A 22,651-nucleotide genomic window follows, 5' to 3' on the forward strand; every position below is an offset into this window, starting at 1 on the left:
TTTATATCACTTTCATTTCTGTCTCCGGACTAAGTTGCTTCAATAGCTGCTTTACATTCACTTTTGCTGTATCGTCTTTAAAGCCATTATCTCTGAAAACAATACGCAAAGGAGCATCACTGGCAATAGCGTGGGCAAATTCTTCATCTATTCCGATGTCAAAACAAGCATAAAGTGAGTTTTCTGCCACTTTAAATACCTGCTTGCCGATAATAGTTGCTTGCTCAATCTTTAGCGAGAGTGGCAAACCCCAATCCAGCATAACCTGGGCCAATAAATCATCGGCCGTTCTATCCGGCTTAACATTATCGGCAAAAAGGTCCAAGGCTTTTTGATTGTAATCCTGGGGTTTGTAATACACATCCTGCATATTGCTGGAATCAAGCCGATACACCCGGAAACCGGTGTCCAGGTTATTTAAGGCAGATTGTAACTTGTAAATCTCTGCTTTTAAGGTCTCTACTTTGGGGTCTCCTTCCATGGGTAGTTTTCCTTGTGTCAACTTTTCCAGTTCTGCCTTCTTTTCATTAACCGATGATAATAGATTGTCTATTATTTGCTTGGCAGCTTTCCTGATACGTGCTTTACCAATTTCAGAAATGGTTTTGTAGCCTGATCTATATGCATCACTATTTTCTTCCGTTTTTTCGGGAAGTTGAACTAAAATGAATTGTCTCATTTCACTATCCTCTGCATTATTCATCATTAATGCATGAGCACTTGTCGCTGAGCCTGCAAAAAAATCTAAATAGATATCTCCCTTTGGCTTTTCATCATTAGTTCTAATGCTAAATAACTGAGTAAGTAATCTAACAGGTTTCGGAAAGGGGAATATTGATTTCGGAAGTAGCTCTTGAAAATCCCTAGATCCCTCTTGAGTGTAAGGACCATCAAATATGGAAAGAGGAGTCCCTCTGCGCATATACCCATTTTCATCTTTCAAGTATCCTTTGAATCTAACTTTAAAAGAACCATCCTTTTGTTTGTTAAACAAGAGTTGATTGTTTTTTTGAGCAATTTCAACTCTTTCTTTAGACCAAAGCCATTGTTTCTCTGGCCAAATTTCAATTCCATCTTTTAAAATCGGGAATCTCAAATTGGGCCTATCACCCATACTAGTGGTATCCAATGGCCAAGTTGCATAAGGCCCTCTGAGTTCATAATTTTCATCTTTTTTATTGTACATTGATGCAGTCTTCTCAGAATATGGGATGGAAATATCCTCGACTTTTGACAAATTTTTTGCATAACATAAAATGTATTCATGTAATCCAATCCAACCAATAGATTTTGCACCCCCTCCTGTTTTATTCTTCCAAACAATTTCTGTTAAAAAATTACTTTCACCGAAAATTTCATCACACAGTTTTTTTAAATTGTGTGACTCATTTTCGTCTATAGAAATAAAAATTAGGCCATTCTCCTTTAGCAAATTTCTTGCTAATTTCAAGCGAGGGTACATCATGCTTAGCCAGTCAGAATGATAACGACCTGAAGAATCGGGATTTACAACAAGTCGTTGATTGTAATCATCCTTCTGCCCGCTCTCAAATAACTCAACAGCAGCATCTTTATTCAAGTTGTCCTTATACACAAAATCCTTCCCTGTATTGTAAGGTGGATCAATGTAAATCATCTTTATCTTTCCCAGGTAGCTTTCCTGCAGGAGTTTAAGTACTTCAAGGTTGTCGCCTTCGATGTACAAGTTTTCGGTACTATCGAAGTTAACGGAATCTTCTCTCACCGGCCTCAACGTCTTATTGGTAGGCAAATTGGCTGTTACAATGGCTTCCCGCTTTCCGGGCCATTTAAGGCGGTATCGTTCTTTAGTCCCTTCTACAACTGTATGATTAAGTTCTTGCTTAAGCAAGTCAAAATCAATGGCTTTGCCTTTGGCACTTTCAGTTACACAGTTAGGAAAAAGTGCAGCAAGTTTTTCAAAGTTTTCGTTCACCAGGTCGGGTGAAGCAAGGTCTAATCTGTCTTCCATATCTTTAGTCTGATTGCCTTATCAACGGTTTCTCAGTCCGGTTCTTTCATCTTTTCTTTAAATACTGATAGCCCTTTAAGGGATTAAACAGCTAATTTATGCTATTTATGAAAACCAGCAGAACATTGGTTCAAAGAAATCTGATTCTTAAACTCTGAATACTACTCCTATCCAACCTTAAAAACTCCAAATCAGGGTTTGGTTAACCTATTTGACAAGTAATTCAGCATTTAGAATTAAGAACGGAATTAAGATTGTGCAGATAGTGTTGTTTTCAGATTATAAACAGAAGGGATTACCAAACTCGGTCAATTAGATTATTCGTTTTGATGAGTAATATTCATTTCGGGAGCAGTTAAAACCATAAGTTCTGTCTAATTGCAATCCGTTGATCAGAAATATACAATAATACAGTCTTTTACTGCTATGATTTTACGCTAATACATCCGCTTTTTACGGTAACCCGCACAATTTTTACGATAACTAACAATATAAACAGCGTTTACCTACTTCTATTTTACGATAAGAACTGTTGTTTTGACAATAATTTTACAAATAAACTTCGCCAAGCAGTAAATTATCAGAAAATTCTGGCCAATCCCAGTCTGTTCTTCCGCATTTTAAAAGGCTATGAGGTTTTGAATTGCATAGAAGTAATGCTCTGCAATGGTTGAGTGTCAATATAAGCAATATTTAGAACTGTAACCTTCCATCTATTGAACCTTTTGCCACTCAACCAAACACCACAGTATCAGCAATTCTGTAAAAGTTCACTGCCTTTATCCAACTATGCAAACTTTCCAATAGTTCTTGACTACACCGAATTGCTATGATCAGATAATCTTCAATGATCCTTTGCCCCGGAATAACTGGTCTGGTTTGCTCCGGAATTGGGGGTCAGAATGATCCGGAGTCTACAACTACTCGAAGACCGGTACGGGAAAAGGTCTACCATCATCACTTCGCAACTTCCTTTAAAATCCTGGTATCAATATCTGAATGAACCTACCCTGGCCGATGCAATTATGGACAGATTGTCAGGTGCAGCCCATAAAATTGAACTAAAAGGAGAATCTCTAAGAAAGAAATCCAAAGAATAAAAAACCTATTTTTGCCCTTTCACCGTTCATTACATAGTGGCCTACTTTCGACCGGAATCACTGGCCTAGTTTGTCCGGAATATTCACGCATCAATCATTACAATGGGATAATATGATTCCAGTGGGCGTTGCAACCATGCATGTACGTCATTGCGCGCATAATCAAACATTCGGCTAATCTGACTTGTACTGTATTCTTTTCCGTATATATCTCCAAAGATATGGCCCACTTGCTCTGTGGTTAACCCCGCCCCATATAGATTGAAAGCAAGTTTGCGGCACTCTTCTTCCTGATCACGAAGAAGGCTTAACAATATCGGATAAAACTGCCCCTTCCGGCTTCGTGGAACTCTAAGCTCCAGGATTTTACCCCGACCAAATGTCCTTCGGGGCCTATAGCCATTACTCATATCGCCATTTAAGGCGTTATGTTCTTCTCGTTCTGCTCGCATCATTGCTTCAAGACTGAGCTTCTGCAATTCCTGTAAACCATTCTCTTTGATGGCAATTTCTTCCAAAATCTTTGTAACTTGCTCTTGTGTAAAGTGTAGGTTTTTCATCTTCTAAATTTTTAAGTTTCACAACCTTAAATTTGGAAAAATCTCACTTTACACACTTTTTGGGACAGTATCTGAGATTTCTGTGGATGCTCTTAATAAAATTGCTAAGTATTTCGGAATGACCATCGACCAGATTGTAAACTTTGATGGCGTTGTACCGCAAGAAATAACCGTGGAAGATAAAACCCTGATGGAACAGGTTAAAATGATTCAGGAACTAGAACCCGAAGAAAAAAGTATGGTTTTCAAAATGGTTGACACTTTCTTAACCAAGAAAAAATTCAAAGATTTCTTTCAAAAAAATGTGGCTATGCTGTAAAAATAAAACGCCAAGCTGTAAGCCTAGCGTTTTAAATATTCTAGTAAATCTTATTAATATCTTTGAATATATGCAGTTTATTTTGGGCTAAATCCAAAAACAATATTTGTTCATACTTTCTTCTTTTTTCTCCATTTTCTACCTTAAAATCTTGATAAATACCTGAGTAATAAATATCATCTCCTTTTAATATTTGATTATACAGTTCAGTATTATCATCACACTGCCCAAGTATATTATTCATTCCTGACCATACAGTCGTATCAATTTCATCGTACTTTGACCAAGTTGTGATTTTGTATTTAGGGTTTTTTCCGAAATAACCATTAAGAGGATAGGTATAAAATAACGAGTCAATCTTTATGTCTTTTACGGAATAAATATTTACATCATACGGCCAACAATGATAATCTGAAACAAATTTCAATTCAGTATCTGGGAGTATGTTTGAAGAGTTTCGACATCCAAAAATTAAGATTAGCGTTAAATAGATTACTATTTTTTTCATATTCAATTTATTTAAAATCAATAAGGTATCTATAGTCTATTTTCGGTGATTCCGGTGTTGTAAGCCTTATTGTTCCTGTGCCTTTGCCAATAAAACCAAATGGAGTTGGGTTTCCATTTGATCGCAATCTATCACCAACTATAGATCCTAAAGCTGAATAATCAAAGACATCAAAAAAGCCTGTGGCGTCATCAGTTACAACCCGTACTGTTCCTAAATCACGATTAACTATTGCAAGTCTGATAGTGCCATAAACATCGGATAGAGTTTCATCTGATGCAGGTCGCCAGATGATGCTGGAACTTAAAGGATGATTTGACCATCCATTGAAAAAATCGACACTTTGTGAATTAGTTTTAAAGTCTTCTATTGATAATTTACTTGATTTAAAATTGAACTTACTAATATCTACAGTTAAAGGGGTTCCACCACCAAAATGATACCAATCAATTGATTCTTCTTGTGTAACAATTCCATCGGCATCAGGTCGAATCCTGGGCGTAGAAGTCTTTGTCTTATCTGAATTGTAATTAACATCATTGTATGTTGTACTACCAATATCTTCAAAACGCCTATATTCTGTACCTCTATATGTTTCTCCTTTAGCTAAATCTTTGTCATTTGAACTTGTTACTTTGTCATTCCAATAAATCGAGCCATCAGCTCCTTCAACCCAATCATCCAATGCTCCCGTTGGATCAACTCTTGCAATAGGATTATTTTGACAATAACTGTATGGGCTAACCCAGCTTCTTTGGTCTGCCAACGGATCCACAGAGTGCCACCTCCCCAACACCGCATCATACATCCTCGCCCCATAATCCAGCCAATCCAGCCCCAACTCATCCTGGAACATTTTGCCGTTGTAAAGGTATTCATTGGCCGGGTGTTTGGCTTCTTCAATGGTTACCCGGGTGGTAAGTCCTTTGATGTTCATACCGAACGGGTAATAACTGTTTACCTGTTTCACGGCCAGGGCATTGTTTTTATACCCGAATACCACTCGGGTATTGCCCAAATGATCCTTAAGGTGGGTTTCGGTAAAATGTACAGCAGTTCCATCCATAATAACCCGGCCTTCATCAAAATTTATCCATGCAGGGGTGTTGTTGACAATAACAAAGTTAGAGATAAAATCGGTGCGTTTGGTTAATATTTTTGCCTCAATCACATCCTGACGGAGTTTATTGCCGGTTGCATCGTAATAATAATCCAGCTTGCTGTCCTTTGAAAAATATACCTCTTTCGGAAGATTCATGTGGTTGTATGTAATGCCAATGATCCCCTTGTTGGCATCTTTGATAACATTGCCATTGGCATCATACTCATATTCAGGGATTGTTCCGTTAAAGAAATTGGCATTATCGTAAAAATCATAGCCATTGTCGGTAAGTATATCATCGTCAACGGCTATCAACTGATTGCCATTGTAATGATAGGTAAGGTTGTCGATGATGTCCGTATTCCAGTTGCTGAGGCTGCCTTTACGTTCAATGCCTTTTATGTTCCCGTTTAAATCGTATGATTTTATAAGTTCATTATACTTTGAGGTTTGTTGCCATGCACCTGATGTATACTCGCTGAAAACAGCATTTTCAAGCCTGGATAATTCATCGTATGAATACACATAAGCCTTACGACCTGTGGTTGGGGGAGTTAATGAGCTACTTGTTTGTACTGTTTGCCATTCTGTAGCTGAAATATTTCCATTAAACCGCGCCGTGTTGTTCAATCCTTGATTGATTGTATTGTAATAAATATTCATCCCGAAAAGATCACCTGAGGAGCTGACCTGAGAAGGATTGTTGATTGCACTGAGCCAACCGCGAATGTTATAGCTGTAATCTACAGTTTGAAGAGATATTCCACCTTCTGAGATTATTTTTTGCCTGAGTTGGCCCAAAGGGGTGTATTTGTTTTGTACTTTATGTAAGGCCATCACATCACCAACCTGATAGTCACGCAGGGAAAGCCTGCCAAAATTGTCGTATTCAAAGGTATATTTCTCAGTTATGCTTTGCGGGACACTATTAGGCGGAATATACTTATGCTTAATGTTGGTATTATACACTGTATTTGTAATGTTTTCTGGCTGTCCGTTGTAGTAATTATTTGTAGTTATTGTATAAGCCCCGCTAATATGTCCTTTTTGCCTTACCTGTATTACCCGCCCCCGTTTGTCATAATACGTAACAGTGGGAAGTAAACTCCCTTGCGATAAAATGAATGTGACAGTTGGCAGTCCCTTTATAAATTCAGTATCTGGCTGTGAAACAGAAAAGTTGGCATCTGCAGGATTAAAATTCATTTCTGAATCGCTGGCAATAGGTTGTGGGGTATAAGTGCCATCTGATACTACGATGACATTGTAGGTATCATAATAAGTCAGGGTTTGTATAGAGCCAGGATGTGCCCAGGGGAAGGACTGCCCTGAGTAGTAATTGTAAAATGATACCGGGTAGCTTGAAGGATGAAGTAGATACTCCCAGCAATAATTACTGGCATCAGCTAGAGATTGAACCTGATCGCGGGTTTGGCTGGAGTATTCAGTGGTAATGCCGGTAATAATCACCCTCCCCAATGCATCGTATTTGGTATATAACCACTCATAAGCCTTTACGGCCCCGTTCATTTTTCGCATATTACCATCCTGATACATAATGGGCATATCAATTTGATTATAAACAGTATACTCGGGTTCTTTGCCGGGGAGCTTCTTTTCAATCAGCCTTTTTCGGTTGTCATATTTATAAAAGTAAACGAACTTTCTAGCCAGGTCGTCTGACATTGAAAAATTGCCGGTAATCTGACTGCTTCCCTCTGGGGATATTACAAACCTGAGCAGGTTAAAATCATCATAAACATAATAAGTGTCGGCATATTCATTAAGTGGGGCTTTGGAACGTTTGAGTACCACATTGCCCAGTTTGTCCTTGAACTTATAGGATATTGCCCCATCTTCAGCGGTTACTTTTGTAACATAAAGTTCGGCTGCCGGATAAAGTCCATTATGAACACATAAATCGCCTGTTGCTTTCCAATTAATTGCCTTGAGTTCTGCACTGCTATTGTTGGTTAGATACTCAAAGCTAACAAAATGCCCATCCTCCAATTGCCAGTCATCGCCGGGGGCTCCCTGCTTAACTATCCTCTTAAGCGGTGATTTTTCATATTCAACCGGGGCATTCCCAAATCGATCATAGTAATTATCTTCATAGAAAGCCATTAATTCATCGGCATAGTCCTCCCTATAGACAGGCTCTCCTGTATTGGCAATATAGGGCTGATAATTTGTTTCATCGAGTCCAACCTCATTATATACCTTAGGCGTTACCATTGATTTGCCATCAGGTGCAAATCCGGGTACTACGGTTTGCGACAAACGGCCTAAACCATCATAGTATTGTATGGTTCTTATGGCATGGGTTAACGGAGTGTTGCCCGATATGCTGCCGGAGGTTTTGTAACCAGCGACTTTAAGGTCCCAGGTCTGAATATAATTATGGTCGGTAGATTGAGCATTTGCCGCGAAAGCATGAAACAATACAATCAACAGTAATGTAAAATATTTGTTTGTTATGGTTTCCATAATTATAGCTTTTCCGGATAGTTATAATTTATTGATGACTTTACAGGAAGTTCCTGCATTGGTGGTTATATAAAAAAGGTAAGTTCCCGGAGGTTGATTCTGCAGGTTGTAGGTAAATTCAAAGTTATTTACAGGGATGTTCTGCTCCAATACAAATCCGGTTTGTTTTGTAATGGTGATATTCTGAATGGGCAGAATTTCTCCACGTACCAGAGTCACCATGTTACTGGTGGGGTTTAGGTCACGCTCTTTAACATCCCGGTTCTTATGGATACGGCCGTCAACTTCAACCGCCAAAGCCCGCTCGTGGCAGTAAAAGTCAAGCACAAACCGACCGAAAGGATGCTGAGGTCTGAATTTTAGCCCTGCACATTTTCTGTTCTTCAGTGCCCGCCAGAGGAGCATTTCGGCTTCGGTATCTGATCTGCGTAAGATTGCGGCCACTTTATTGGTCTCAGCAGAAGCTCCATGATGAAGTATGTCAGGGGTTGTCTTTCCCAGATACGCCATATTGAGTGCTATATGATTATACCATGCTTCTCGATACTATCCCAAAAAGTGTGTAAAGTGAGATTTTTCTAAATTTAAGGTTGCGAAACTTAAAAATTTAGAAGATGAAAAACCTACACTTTACACAAGAGCAAGTTACAAAGATTTTGGAAGAAATCGCCATAAAAGAGAATGGTTTACAGGAATTACAGAAGCTCAGCCTGGAAGCAATGATGCGAGCAGAACGAGAAGAACATAACGCCACAAATGGCGATATGAGTAATGGGTATAGACCTCGAAGGACATTTGGTCGGGGAAAAATTATTGAGCTTAGAGTGCCACGAAGCCGAAACGGGCAGTTTTACCCGATACTATTAAGCCTTTTACGTGATCAGGAAGAAGAATGCCGCAAACTTGCCTTTAATTTATATGGTGCTGGATTAACCACAGAGCAAGTAGGCCAGATATTTGGCGATATCTACGGAAAAGAATACAGCACAAGTCAGATAAGCCGCATGTTCGACTATGCCCGCAATGATGTACAGACATGGTTACAACGTCCTTTAGAGCCGTATTATCCCATTATAATGATAGATGCTACCTTTATCTATACCCGACGAATTGACCATGTTAGCAAAGAAGGATATTACACGATTTTGGGAGTCAGGGCCGATCGAACCCGGGAGGTGCTTGCAGTAATTAATTTCCCGACTGAAAGTGCCAATGCTTGGGAGGTCGTGCTACAGTCACTTAAAGAAAGAGGATTAAAAGAGATTGGGTTAATTGTATGTGACAGCCTTACTGCTATTGAGGATTCCATATGGAGACAGTTCCCGGAAACTGAGATTCAACTTTGTGCAATTCATCTGCAACGCAATGTAAACAAACACATTAAGCCTAAAGACAAAGCGCTGGTTGCAGAAGATTTAAAAGAAGTGCTGAGAACTGGAGATCGCAATGATACCGTTGAGAAAGGATATCAACGATGGCTAGAATTCTGCAGTAAATGGGGGAAATACTATCCGTCGATAAAAAGGATGGGAGAAAATAACCGCTATAAATTAAATTTCACCTACCTCGGATATGATTATAGAACCCATAATATGCTTTATTCTACCAACTGGATAGAACGGCTCAACAGAGACTATAAACGAACAACAAGAATGCGCGGCGCTTTACCAGGGCCAGATGCCACTATTCTTCTTTTAGGATATGTGGCTATGACCAGATCAGCATACCAAAGGAAGATCCCTAAGATTGATTATGAACAAAACAAATTTCACTGGGAAGAATGAATGGCAGCTCCACTTCGGCTACGCCTTCGTTCCGCTGCCATTCATTCTCAATTGAAACAAAAAAAATGAATACCTTTGAATTTAGAAGAAGAACTCATTACACACAAAAAGGGATACTACCTGCTTCTCAGTTATATAAAGGTACAAAACCATTTATTCATTTTTGTCATCCACGGTAGGCCTGCCAACCAGTTGTACAGGCTTCTGCCCGGGCAAAGGTAGATACCTTCCCTATATTATTTTAGATGAAGTTCACTGGACGCTTACGTTGAAATTATCCTATCTACCCATTCTTTCAGCCACTTTCATTGAATTACAAATTCAATGGTCATTATGGCGGAATTGCATATGTGATGAGCAAGTCAAGGAAGAAGTGTAATCCCTATCACAGCAAATAAGATACATAAAAGTATCAAAAAAAAATGTATTGGGTAATTTTCTCCAATTATCAAACCATTTTTTTTCCACCAGCCTGTATATACTTGTCGAGAAAAGAATAATGATAAAAGTGCGAGAAAAAAGAAAATAATTGATAAAAACATTGTTTAGGTTTTTCAGCTTAATTACCAAAAGTACTTTGTAAGGTTTTGTCAATGATTGCTTTGGGTCCATCAATCCAAGCGTTTATTCCAACTTTCTCCATTGCCGAAAAGCCTTTACTGTTCATAACTGGAGTAGATAAACCTAATCCGGCTGTAGTTGTTATAAGTTTCGAAGTACCAAGTTGAACATTCCCTCTTGCAAAAGCAATTCCTGATTGCGCATAACCACCAAATGCAGAAATGGTCCCTCCCAAAACAATCATTGGCAAACCAATTTCAGCGCCAATTCCTGTGGCCGTAAAGCCATAACCTGACAAACTAATTAGATCTCCTGATGTTTCAATTGATGAAACTGCAATATCTAAGGCACAAGAAAGAAACTTTTCTTTCCCATAATTAATATTTTCTATCATTAGTCCTACCTGTGATTTTTCAGATAAAGGGCTGTTCCTGCTCAAAAGCTGTCCTTTTAAACCTGCATTATTTAAGACAGTTTCCTGTGCATTTACAGGAGCGTTTGAAATGGAAACAGGTACATTCTGATAGTAATTTATATAGTTCCCATCGCCTGCGCCAATAGAAGCAGATGTACCAACATTTTTGAACTGTTCTCCATTTACGGTAATTTGTTGTTGGTTCTCATCCTGCCATAATAATGCTCCACTTTCTGATTGATACCAGTCTGCTGAACGTCCATCGGGGTCAATCAAAACTATCGGGTTATTGTGGCAGTAATGGGATGGTGTCCAGGATGGAAAATCTTCCGCCAACGGATCCACACTATGCCACCTCCCAATCTGCGCATCATAAAACCTTGCGCCATAATCCAGCCAATCCAACCCCAACTCATCCTGGAACATTTTGCCGTTGTAAAGGTATTCATTGGCCGGGTGTTTGGCTTCTTCAATGGTTACCCGGGTGGTAAGGCCTTTGATGTTCATGCCAAACGGGTAATAACTGTTTACCTGTTTCACGGCCAGGGCATTGTTTTTATAGCCAAACACCACACGGGTATTGCCCAAATGGTCTTTGAGGTGGGTTTCGGTAAAATGTACTGTGGTTCCGTCCATAATAACCCGGCCTTCGTCATAATTTATCCATGCAGGGGCGTTGTTAACAATAACAAAGTTAGAGATAAAATCGGTGCGTTTGGTTAATATTTTTGCCTCAATCACATCCTGACGGAGTTTATTGCCGGTTGCATCGTAGTAATAATCCAGTTTGCTGTCATTTGAAAAATATACCTCTTTAGGCAGATTCATGTGGTTGTATGTAATGCCAATGATCCCCTTATTGGCATCTTTGATAACATTGCCATTGGCATCATACTCATATTCAGGAAGTGTTCCGTTAAAGAAATTGGCATTATCGTAAAAATCATAGCCATTGTCGGTAAGTACGGCATCGTCAACGGCTATCAACTGATTGCCATTGTAATAATAGGTAAGGTTGTCGATGATGTCAGTATTCCAGTTGCTGAGGCTGCCTTTACGTTCAATGCCTTTAATGTTCCCGTTTAAATCGTATGATTTTATAAGTTCATTATACTTTGAGGTTTGTTGCCATGCGCCTGATGTATACTCGCTGAAAACAGCATTTTCAAGCCTGGATAATTCATCGTATGAATACACATAAGCCTTGCGCCCTGTGGTTGGGGGAGTTAATGAGCTACTTGTTTGTACTGTTTGCCATTCTGTAGCCGAAATATTTCCATTAAACCGCGCCGTGTTGTTCAATCCTTGATTGATTGTATTGTAATAAATATTCATCCCGAAAAGATCACCTGAGGAGCTGACCTGAGAAGGATTGTTGATTGCACTGAGCCAACCGCGAATGTTATAGCTGTAATCTACAGTTTGAAGAGATATTCCACCTTCTGAGATTATTTTTTGCCTGAGTTGGCCCAAAGGGGTGTAATTGTTTTGTACTTTATGTAAGGCCATCACATCACCAACCTGATAATCACGCAGGGAAAGCCTGCCAAAATTGTCGTATTCAAAGGTGTATTTCTCAGTTATACTTTGCGGGACACTATTAGGCGGAATATACTTATGCTTAATGTTGGTATTATACACTGTATTTGTAATGTTTTCGGGCTGTCCGTTGTAGTAATTATTTGTTGTTATTGTATAAGCCCCGCTAATATGTCCTTTTTGCCTTACCTGTATTACCCGCCCCCGCTTGTCATAATACGTAACAGTGGGAAGTAAACTCCCTTGCGATAAAATGAATGTGACAGTTGGCAGTCCCTTTATAAATTCAGTATCTGGCTGTGAAACGGAAAAGTTGGCATCTGCAGGATTAAAATTCATTTCTGAATCGCTGACAATAGGTTGTGGGGTAAAAGTACTGCCTGATTTTACGATGACATTGTAGGTATCATAATAAGTCAGGGTTTGTATAGATCCAGGCTGTATCCATGGAAAGGACTGCCCTGAGTAGTAATTGTAAAATGATACCGGGTAGCTTGAAGGATGAAGTAGATACTCCCAGCAATATTCACTGGCATCAGCTAGAGATTGAACCTGATCGCGGGTTTGGCTGGAGTATTCAGTGGTAATGCCGGTAATAATCACCCTTCCCAATGCATCGTATTTGGTATATAACCACTCATAAGCCTTTACGGCCCCGTTCATTTTTCGCATATTACCATCCTGATACATAATGGGCATATCAATTTGATTATAAACAGTATACTCGGGCTCTTTGCCGGGGAGCTTCTTTTCAATCAGCCTTTTTCGATTGTCATATTTATAAAAGTAAACGAACTTTCTAGCCAGGTCGTCTGACATTGAAAAATTACCGGTAATCTGACTGCTTCCCTCTGGGGATATTACAAACCTGAGCAGGTTAAAATCATCGTAAACATAATAAGTGTCGGCATATTCATTAAGTGGGGCTTTTGAACGTTTGAGTACCACATTGCCCAGTTTGTCTTTAAAATTATAGGCTATTGCCCCATCTTCAGCGGTTACTTTTGTAACATAAAGTTCGGCTGCCGGATAAAGTCCATTATGAACACACAAATCGCCTGTTGCTTTCCAATTAATTGCCTTGAGTTCTGCACTGCTGTTGTTGGTTAGATACTCAAAGGTAACAAAATGCCCATCCTCCAATTGCCAGTCAGCGCCGGGGGCTCCCTGCTTAACTATCCTCTTAAGCGGCGATTTTTCATATTCAACCGGGGCATTCCCAAATCGATCATAGTAATTATCTTCATAGAAAGTTATTAATTCATCGGCATAGTTTCCCCTATAAACAGGCTCTCCTGTACTGGCAATATAGGGCTGATAATTTGTTGTATCGAGTCCAACCTTATTATATACCTTAGGCGTTACCATTGATTTGCCATCAGGTGCAAATCCGGGTACTACGGTTTGCGACAAACGGCCTAAACCATCATAGTATTGTATGGTTCTTATGGCATGGGTTAACGGAGTGTTGCCCGATATACTGCCGGAGGTTTTGTAACCAGCGACTTTAAGGTCCCAGGTCTGAATATAATTCTTGTCGGTAGATTGAGCATTTGCCGCGAAAGCATGAAACAATACAATCAACAGTAATGCATTATATTTATTTACAATAGTTTTCATAATTATAGCTTTTCCGGATAGTTATAATTTATTGATGACTTTACAGGAAGTGCCTGCATTGGTGGTTATATAAAAAAGGTAAGTTCCCGGAGGTTGATTCTGCAGGTTGTAGGTAAATTCAAAGTTATTTACAGGGATGTTCTGCTCCAGTACAAATCCGGTTTGTTTTGTAATGGTGATATTCTGAATGGGCAGAATTTCTTCACGTACCAGAGTCACCATATTACTGGTGGGGTTGGGAAAAGCTGTAATACCGTCATCATCTGTTAATATATCCACCTTCAGACTGTCGGAAACCGAAATACATTCGTTCCCGGCGGTTAGAATTAACCATACACTTTGGTTGCTGATGTCATTATTTGAGAAATAGTAGGTCGTTTGAAGACCAGATGAAGGGCTGAAATAACCATCCCCACTTGTGGTCCATGCAGGGCTTTGGCCTGATTCCATAGCACCTGCCAAAACAAGCGGTGAACCGGGTTGAACAATGGTGTCGTTTCCTGCAAAAACCAAAGGGATAGGGATTAACTCCACATGCAGCGTATCATAAGCTATACACCCATAAGCATTCATTGCCATGAGTGTATATGAACCATGTTGGGTCACTTCAAGCGGTGTATTCGGTAAACCATCGGGCAGCCACTTAAATCCACTACTGGTAAAATCAGGTTCAAGCATTATGGTTTCCCCCGGGCAAAGGTAAAGATCAGGTCCGGCATCGATGGTATATCCTGCACACATATCTTTAAACAACAGGGTAAATATGTCTTTTGACCCTGTCGACTCCATGGTGTAACTCACGCTATCATAAGCTGTTAGTAGCAAGGTCTCAAAGAAGTTGCCCGCAGCTGCCAGGGTATTGTCGGTGTTTATCAATAACTCTGAAACAAAATCTTCGGAAGTGCCCGGAAGGTTGAAAGTCGCCTTCAGAATACCTCTATGATCATACTTTGCAATAAAGGTATTTCCAAAAAAACCTTCTGGCTGAAGTTCTATCATCTCCCCATTCTCACCGGGAATTGCAAGAACGTGCGTAAAACTTCCCGAAACAAAGAAATCACCCTCGTTACCTGGTGCAATAGCCCAGCCGTAATCATTACCAATTGAGCCTGCTGTATTAACCCATTGCAGTTTCCCGGTACTATCCCAAACGGCAGCCAGTAAATCAACCCCTCCCTTTCCGGTAAGTATTGAATCGGCAAGTATGGCCGACCCTTTAAAGCTACCTGCAACAGCGGTTTGGTTCTGTTTTGTTAATGCAACCGATTTAATCTCAACTTCTTCCGGACTTGAAATTAACCCGATGTGTTGTAGTTCAAGATTTTGATTAAACCAGGCAACAAATGCATCGCTTTTGCCTAACGATATCAGGGTTGTATCGGCCAGGGAAAGGGTATCAGAAAACACACCGGCAATTACTACTGACGAATCGTTGCAACTCAACCCTCCTAGTCGAGGATTGCCCTCTGCCGGGAAAAACAGGGGTGCCTGAATATTTAGCTCCGTATCCAGCCGTGTTATGAAAAAACCACTTTTACTTGTTGATTGTACATTTTCTATGGTAATCGTATCACAGTATGTTCCTGCCAGATACAAATTATCTGAATGAGTCCCTGCCAACCTGATGTTTGATATGCATCCCCGGGGATTTGAAACTGGTTTTGTATTTAGTACGATCCCCTGAGGATTCATGATGGCAATAAACCCGCTTGAGTGGGCCATGCCTGATATGGTAATACTGTCGAGCGAAAGAGTATCCTGAAAAATGCCTGTTAAAAAAATATTGTTACCAAATGCAACCATTGAGGTAAAAGTGTCGAAGCCTTTGTTGTTGTATTCTTTCTGCCTGATTATGTTGCCCAGGCTGTCGGTAAAAGCTACCCATGCATTTATATTGCTTGTTGCAAACAATCCTAAGGTATCGCCGGGTAAGTTATCCGATATGCTGCCACAATATATGTAATCGCCATTGTTCTGTCTGATAACTCCATTTACAAAATCCCATCCAGGTCCGCCAAAACGTTCGGCCTTAAGCATGGAGAGTTGCTGGCTGCTGCCAAACATAGGCAGTAAGATAATTACCAATACGGCCAATAATGCGGAAAATCTGTATCTGATAGTGGATTTCATGACTGCTCCTTACTTTATTGTTCATCAGTGCGATAATGATAATCGTTCTTTTTAATGATATTGCCTTCAAAATCTTTGACTAATTCAAGCCTGCCAAATGGATCGTAGATGTAAAACTCTGGTTTGTTGCTTTCGTTGCTGATTGAGGTAACTCCTATCAGGGGTTCGTGGGTGTAGGTGGTCATTTGGGCATCGGAAGGATGGAACCGAAGGTCATCGAAATAGACAGTACCACTTTCGGAGCCTACATATACCTTAATCTTAAGATTTTCTCCCTGCGAGAAGTAAGGCTGTATTTTATGCCTGGGTAGTTCAACATCGAGCTTATGCCATAGACCGTCTTCAAATTCGTTGTTAACCCTGACATGGCTTGACCATACTCCGTTTACCTCAATATGCAAATATGCCCCTTTGCCTTTTGTCCATACACTTGCTTTATAACCGCTGTGCTTTTCAGCGTTCTGGCCAACAGTAAAGATCTGGTACGGACCATAACCGGTTACACTCATAGAACCCTTACCAGTGAACACATTCTCCGGTATGGTTATAAAACTGTTGGCATCATACTTTGACCAACCGTTTAGTTCGTTGTTTTCGAAGGAGGTGTGGCCGGATTCGGAAAGGGAGGCGTTTGAAATTTTTGCTATCTGAAATAATAGATTATAGCCCCAAATCAAAGCTGATTTATCCTTTAGATTACTCAGGTACTCTGTAACATTATATTTGGTATCATATTTATCAATTGATAATTTTTCTTTGTATTTGCTATTAAATGCAAGTTCCTGATTGTCATCTAAATAACAACTGGTAAATGATTCCATTGGTTCAATATTATCTAAATTATATTTTCTATTATATAACACAATTTCATCATTAAATAATTTATTTCTAGAAATACTACCATTCAATAGAAAATCCTTGTTATCTCTGTGGATTATTTCCTGGACCTCAATAGGTTCTGACCTAATATTTTTCCCGATCATTATTTTCAGAACTAAACCATCATTTTTATTAAGCCAGGTTCCAGATTGACAATTTCTATATGTATTACCACAGTTAGTAGTATCTTGAATATAATAATTATTGGATTGCACTAAGCAATTAGCATTACCAAAACAATCCGCATCTCTATCATTTTTATATATTAAAGCCAATTCCATACAAGAATTGTAACTTGGCAAGCATTTATTATTTATAATGTCTTGAGGATATTGGTACTTTGTTTTTAATAAATTATCTTGTTGACTATGAGTTTTAGAGATTTGACTTAATAAAAAATCGTTATATTCATAATTCTGATGTACAACTACTGGACTTATATTATTAAGAAATGTTTTTGTTGTAACACTCTCCAATCTTTTATATCCGGTATTATAATAGTTTACCCCCCATACAATGTCATTGAATTGAAGTATAATATGAGCAATGGGGGTTTGATTATGCAATATTTCCTTGTCCCAGAAATGCGAATAATACATTTTTGCATTAATATAATAAATGTCATTTTCATTTATATTTTCTACTGCGGAGTAATTATAGGTTTTATCCAGCAATGTAACACCATTTTCGTTTTTTACAACCTCTCTTTCGAGGTTACCAATATACCAACTGCAATCAGGAGCTGTAAAATGGGGGTAATTATCTTTTACATTATAAGAGTTAAAAAAATGATTTTCGATTAAATGATAATAATCAATGTGTGCGTGTTCTTTTCGTACGGTTTGGCGAGTAAAAGGCTCAAAATCCGGGGACAAAAATGAAGGATTAAAACTAAACAAATATTCAGTACTTCCATTACCAGTTATAAATTTGACAACTTTTTTGTATCCTACATATCCACCGCTCACTCGTCCAATAGAACAGTATGATAAATTCTCTCTAATTGTAATAGCATTTTGAATTTCATCCTGACCAAAAATCGTGTTATATGAATTATTATTCCACATTGCATCAACATTTCTATGGGCAAAATCTGGCAATTCGGTAATTAAGCCTGATGAATAACCATTTTCATTATAACTATAATTTTCAATAATTGGTACCTGATTTTCATCAGGCACTGTTGAAACTGAAAGAATTCGTAGACCTGGGCCCACCCGTTCAATCCCATCTAATAAAAAGCTATTCAATTCATATTCGAATTGCTTAATCCCTTTGGTTGGATAAGTAATTTTTTTCAACATACAGGCTCTGGTGTTTTCAAAATTAGGCTCTCTGTCTATGTCCTTATTTATATCATTAAGAACATATTCTGCCCCAGGATAGTTAGTTCTGGGATAAATTGAATATATGGAGTTGTATATGGGATTATTATAGTCTAGTGGATATACATATATTATTGGAGTGGATGTTCTTCGGTTAACACTTTGCTTTTTATAATATCCCCAAAAATCTATCTCCGAACTGTTTCTTGGCGGGAGGTTTCCTTCATAATAATCGAATTTCCATTTCTTCTCACCCTCCTTTATACTATCTAATTTCAAACGTTTTGTAAATGTTGGGTAATATTGTAGTTCGTGTGAGTAATCATTTTCCGGCTGAAAATAGGATTTATAAAATTCCCATGTAATACTCTTTGACGATATTCCTGAACGTATAATTATTTTATCAAGTGCTTTGGCATCTCCAATAGATACATTCCCTAACAATGGATCGTTAATATCTTGTCTTTCCTCTTGTTCTGCTATAAAATCTATAGTTATATCATCACAAGTTATACAACTGAGCCTATAACTTCGTGTCGTTTGATAATTATTGATTCTTCTTATTGAAAATGGATGTTGTGGGTCAACTGGGATTGCACTTCCATCAATCTCATAGCGCTCTCCAACATATTTGGTTTCTGATGTTGAAGAATAAAATGAATTATTTTCAGGAAGATAAGTAAAATTAATATTTGAGATATTATCAGGAAATTCAATTTTATAAATGTACCATGACAAATAGTAGAAAGTATTTTCGTTTTGCCACATTTTATTAAATTTACCGCCATAGTATTTCTTTTGATAATAGTCATTCGTTAAAGTGAGATAATTATCTTCTGTATCATAATATGTGAAGTAATATTGGTTGAGCAATTTTTCTTTGTAATTATTTCCAAAATAGTATTTAACACCTTTGTCATCAGTTAAAATAAATGTTTTAATCGAATTGTAAGAGGGATTTGTAGCAAGAGATTCTCGTTCTACAGAAATCTTAAAACTATTTTTGTGTTCTCCAATGAATTTTATTTGTTTATCTTTATCAAAGATAAATTTACCAGTCAAATTACCAATGGCGAAACTATAGATATCGGGTTCTCCATCCATTAAGCCTGTTGCATAATCCAATAATGTTAAATATTCTCCCATGGATTCACCAGGTTCCCAGGTCAGAATGCCATCCTTAAGTTCTTGGTAAAATATATTACCTGATGATGAAGTATAGCCATTATAATTCAGTTCATCGGGCAGGCCTCTGATTTCTCTAGTTATCATGCCTCCTGCATTTAAGCTCCAGCCCAGCCCAGCCCATGAGGCCAATTCGTTTACTCTAAAACCACCCGTAGAATATGTTAAGGTTATCGGTAATTCATGAACGCCAGCATGTATTTGATAAATAGGTATCTCAATTTTTGCTTGTCCCGTGAACAGATCTACATGACTATCAGTGTATAATCCAAGTGAAGCTGCATGTGGACTAGCATTCACAAGTCGAACAGGATACATAATAGAATTTAAATGCTCTTGAGCCCAGTTAAGAAGGGGAAGAACGCTTAAAGATACTATCAATAAAGAATATTGAAAAACACTCTTACTCCAATACCAATTAGTTTTTGAAAAAGGAATCATATTAGCAATATTTTTTGATAAGACTTTGTTTTTAATCACTTAACCCACAAGTTGAAATATACGTACCTTTTAATAAAACTGACATATATTACTTTGTGGATTTAGAGTTTATTCACTTTTGTGTTTTAGATTGTTATTAGCGATCTGACTCAATTAACTTTCATTTTTTATTACTTGAACTAATGCAACAAAAATCTATTAGCCCAATATGTGTTTTAGTCAATAATTAGACCACTTCTATCATACATTTGAGACCAGAACGACTAAACCTGAACAAATGCCTGCCCCTATAACTATTCCCCATGGACCGCCCCAAAGCCCTCCCATTACGCCACCACAAATATCTACAATTCCAATTTTCCACCATATATTGATTTTTCGACTATTTGCAAATAGAACATGATAGGGGTGTGATGGATTATTATTTGCCTCATACCAGAAACTTAAGCTATTTCTGGCAATTGATGCTGCGCTTAATAGGATTAGATGCTCTTTTGCAGTCAAGTCAATGTTTCCTACTTTTGTTTCATATACAATTATTTCATCTAAAAACAATGATATATCACTTCCTGAACTCAATACTATTTCTTCAAGTTCTATAAGATAGTTTTTCGCTATAGCACTGACTTCATCATTGTTAAACAAATCAGTTGCAAATTCCGTAAGTGTAAAGTCCTCACTATACATTTCGTAAGAAAAATTTAGATATTCATATGGATTTATCCCATCAACTGGGTCAACTTTTGTTGATACCCATTCTACTATAGACTCAATTTTTGTTGAATCAAACATACCTGAATCGACTCCGTTATTGTAATCTGCCCATTCAAGTAGCATTTCATTGTGAAGTTCTCCAATGTATTCATAGGGATTAACTGATTGCTTTATATTTCCATTAGGTAAATCATCCTGTACAACTTCGTTATTACAACCACTGAATAAAATGAAAGTAACGAAAAGTGTTGCAATTGAATAAACAATCTTTTTCATAGGTTTGGTTTTTAGTTAGAAAAAAATATTATTTAAAAAGAAACATTACTGTTCCATTAAAATCTAAAAAAGTCCTTTGATATATTTGAAATTTGGTTAGTTACAGGTGTTTTTCGATCGAAAGGCCTTGGATTTTAGTTTTGAATCAGATTAATCCGATTGCATATGTACCAAGACAAATACGTTTTCGTCAATTGGTCTCGCTTCTGAATCGAAGCAAATTCAATCGTATTGTTATCAAATTCAATGGAGACAAATACCTGAAACTTTTCTCTTGCTGTAATCAACTACTGGCTTTTATGTTCGGGCAATTGTCAAATCGTGAAAGTCGGAGAGATTTGATTGTCGCACTTGATGCTCATCATTCCAAATCTTATCATTTGGGCTTGGGCAAGAATGTTTCAAAATCATCTCTGGCCAGAGCCAACCAAGACAGGGACTATCACATCTTTGAAGAGTATGCTTACTATCTGGTAAATGAAGCCAGGCAGAAACGGGTTTCTGACATCTTCAAGCTTGAAGGTAATGTCTATGCTTTTGATTCAACGACGATTGACTTGTGCCTTTACGTATTCTGGTGGGCGAAGTTCCGTAAGAAAAAAGGAGGAATCAAAGTGCATACATTATATATGATGTGGAGATACAGATACCGGCATTTCTCCATATCACAGAAGCTTCTGTTCACGACTCTACCGCAATGAAAGAAATCCCTTATGAATCAGGCTCATATTACATATTTGACCGTGCATTTAATCACTTCAAGATGTTGTATAAGATTCATTAAATAGGAGCTTTCTTTATTGTAAGAGCAAAAAAGAACCTTCAATACAAGATAATCAAATGGAAACGAAGATTGCCTTGGAAAGTACTTTCAGATTTAACAATTGAATTGATAGGATTTTATCCTAAGCAATACTATCCAAAACATCTTAGATTGGTTAGATATTGGAATGCAGAACAAAAGCGAGAGCTTGTATTTGTAACCAATGCAATGCATATTTCTGCACTTTAGGTTGCTGAGCTTTACAAGAACCGCTGGCAAGTCGAGCTTTTCTTCAAATGGCTAAAGCAACATCTGAAAATCAAGAAATTCTGGGGAACTACTGAAAATGCCGTTCGGATTCAAATCTACGCGGCCATGTGCACTTACTGCTTGGTAGCAATCGTCCAAAAAGACATGCAACTTGGCAGAAGTACTTATGAGGTCTTGCAGATCCTGAGTATATCTTTAACAGATAAAACTCACCTTCGAGACTTATTTGATAGAACAAAATTTCAAAATGACAAAGAACGTTTTAGGCTTAATGAGCCAAATTTAATCTATTTTTGAGGATGCTCCAATTTAAATGGGACACTAAAGACTTAACATTTCTAATTACTATTGCAAAGAAAACTAATAAATTACTTATTAAGCTATCCCTTTTGCATATTATATGAGTTTATGACATATTATATGTCAGCCAAAGCAATTCCTCCTTTGATTTGCATATTACCTGTTGTTTTTGCTGAGCTACTTTAGATTGAATCAAATCATTTAACTCATCATCAACAAATAAACTACAATTAGACTAAACAAATCATCAATCGTCAGAAGCTCACCACTTCCTAATTAATCATTATCCCAAATCACAGTTGTCTAGAAAAAAAGAAGAGTTAGAAAGTTATTGTAAAACTAACCAACTCTTCATATAGTTTTGAGTCGCCAAATTTAATACT

The 22,651-nt window shown here is 37.9% G+C and carries 11 protein-coding genes and 3 pseudogenes; 5 read left to right on the plus strand and 9 right to left on the minus strand.

Features of this window, described 5'->3' with window-relative positions; translation table 11 throughout:
• Position 1: 1 nt before the first annotated feature.
• Positions 2 to 1,990, minus strand: coding sequence for a site-specific DNA-methyltransferase (locus tag TBC1_RS10620; protein WP_062041962.1), 1,989 nt, complete (start codon positions 1,988 to 1,990; stop codon positions 2 to 4).
• 902 nt (positions 1,991 to 2,892) lie between these two features.
• Between TBC1_RS10620 and TBC1_RS10625 the strand changes: the two genes are divergently transcribed.
• Positions 2,893 to 3,090 carry an ATP-binding protein gene (locus TBC1_RS10625; RefSeq protein WP_062041965.1) on the plus strand — a complete coding sequence of 66 codons (198 nt, stop codon included), beginning with the start codon at positions 2,893 to 2,895 and terminating at the stop codon, positions 3,088 to 3,090.
• 86 nt (positions 3,091 to 3,176) lie between these two features.
• Here TBC1_RS10625 and TBC1_RS10630 read toward each other — a convergent pair.
• Positions 3,177 to 3,650: pseudogene (locus tag TBC1_RS10630) on the minus strand (transposase); the annotation flags it as partial.
• A gap of 118 nt (positions 3,651 to 3,768) precedes the next feature.
• On the opposite strand from TBC1_RS10630, the gene TBC1_RS10635 reads away from it, so the two are divergent.
• The gene (locus TBC1_RS10635; RefSeq protein ID WP_062041971.1) at positions 3,769 to 3,969 is read left to right on the plus strand and encodes a hypothetical protein; all 201 of its coding nucleotides are present in this window, start codon (positions 3,769 to 3,771) and stop codon (positions 3,967 to 3,969) included.
• A 40-nt stretch (positions 3,970 to 4,009) separates the two neighbouring features.
• On the opposite strand, the gene TBC1_RS10640 is transcribed toward TBC1_RS10635, so the two are convergent.
• The 3 genes from TBC1_RS10640 to TBC1_RS10650 are packed head-to-tail and all read right to left on the minus strand — an operon-like array spanning position 4,010 to position 8,576.
• A complete protein-coding gene (locus TBC1_RS10640; protein WP_137305585.1) occupies positions 4,010 to 4,477 on the minus strand; it encodes a hypothetical protein in 468 nt (155 codons plus the stop codon).
• A 7-nt stretch (positions 4,478 to 4,484) separates the two neighbouring features.
• Complete coding sequence (locus TBC1_RS10645; RefSeq protein WP_062041975.1) at positions 4,485 to 8,066, minus strand: DUF6443 domain-containing protein; 3,582 nt, start codon at positions 8,064 to 8,066, stop codon at positions 4,485 to 4,487.
• A gap of 21 nt (positions 8,067 to 8,087) precedes the next feature.
• Positions 8,088 to 8,576: a DUF559 domain-containing protein gene (locus TBC1_RS10650; RefSeq protein WP_062041978.1), complete on the minus strand. Its 489-nt coding sequence runs from the start codon at positions 8,574 to 8,576 to the stop codon at positions 8,088 to 8,090.
• Positions 8,577 to 8,680: 104 nt separating this feature from the next.
• Here TBC1_RS10650 and TBC1_RS10655 point away from each other — a divergent pair, with 104 nt between their 5' ends.
• Positions 8,681 to 9,850 (plus strand): IS256 family transposase, encoded by a 1,170-nt coding sequence (locus TBC1_RS10655; RefSeq protein WP_062037726.1) that lies wholly within the window; start codon positions 8,681 to 8,683, stop codon positions 9,848 to 9,850.
• Positions 9,851 to 10,409: 559 nt separating this feature from the next.
• Here TBC1_RS10655 and TBC1_RS10660 read toward each other — a convergent pair.
• The 4 genes from TBC1_RS10660 to TBC1_RS10675 form a co-directional block, all read right to left on the minus strand.
• Positions 10,410 to 13,985, minus strand: a complete 3,576-nt coding sequence (locus tag TBC1_RS10660) for a DUF6443 domain-containing protein (protein ID WP_062041981.1) — start codon at positions 13,983 to 13,985, stop codon at positions 10,410 to 10,412.
• Positions 13,986 to 14,006: 21 nt separating this feature from the next.
• Complete coding sequence (locus tag TBC1_RS10665) at positions 14,007 to 16,115, minus strand: T9SS type A sorting domain-containing protein (protein WP_062041984.1); 2,109 nt, start codon at positions 16,113 to 16,115, stop codon at positions 14,007 to 14,009.
• A gap of 14 nt (positions 16,116 to 16,129) precedes the next feature.
• Positions 16,130 to 19,945: a hypothetical protein gene (locus TBC1_RS10670; RefSeq protein ID WP_062041987.1), complete on the minus strand. Its 3,816-nt coding sequence runs from the start codon at positions 19,943 to 19,945 to the stop codon at positions 16,130 to 16,132.
• 240 nt (positions 19,946 to 20,185) lie between these two features.
• Positions 20,186 to 20,935, minus strand: a complete 750-nt coding sequence (locus TBC1_RS10675; RefSeq protein WP_062041990.1) for a hypothetical protein — start codon at positions 20,933 to 20,935, stop codon at positions 20,186 to 20,188.
• 194 nt (positions 20,936 to 21,129) lie between these two features.
• Here TBC1_RS10675 and TBC1_RS18165 point away from each other — a divergent pair.
• Positions 21,130 to 21,264 (plus strand): annotated as a pseudogene (locus tag TBC1_RS18165) (DUF4372 domain-containing protein); the annotation flags it as partial.
• Positions 21,265 to 21,331: 67 nt separating this feature from the next.
• Positions 21,332 to 22,265 (plus strand): annotated as a pseudogene (locus tag TBC1_RS10680) (IS4 family transposase).
• The last annotated feature ends 386 nt before the right edge of the window (positions 22,266 to 22,651 follow it).

The sequence above is a fragment of the Lentimicrobium saccharophilum genome, from assembly GCF_001192835.1.
Taxonomy (GTDB): domain Bacteria; phylum Bacteroidota; class Bacteroidia; order Bacteroidales; family Lentimicrobiaceae; genus Lentimicrobium; species Lentimicrobium saccharophilum.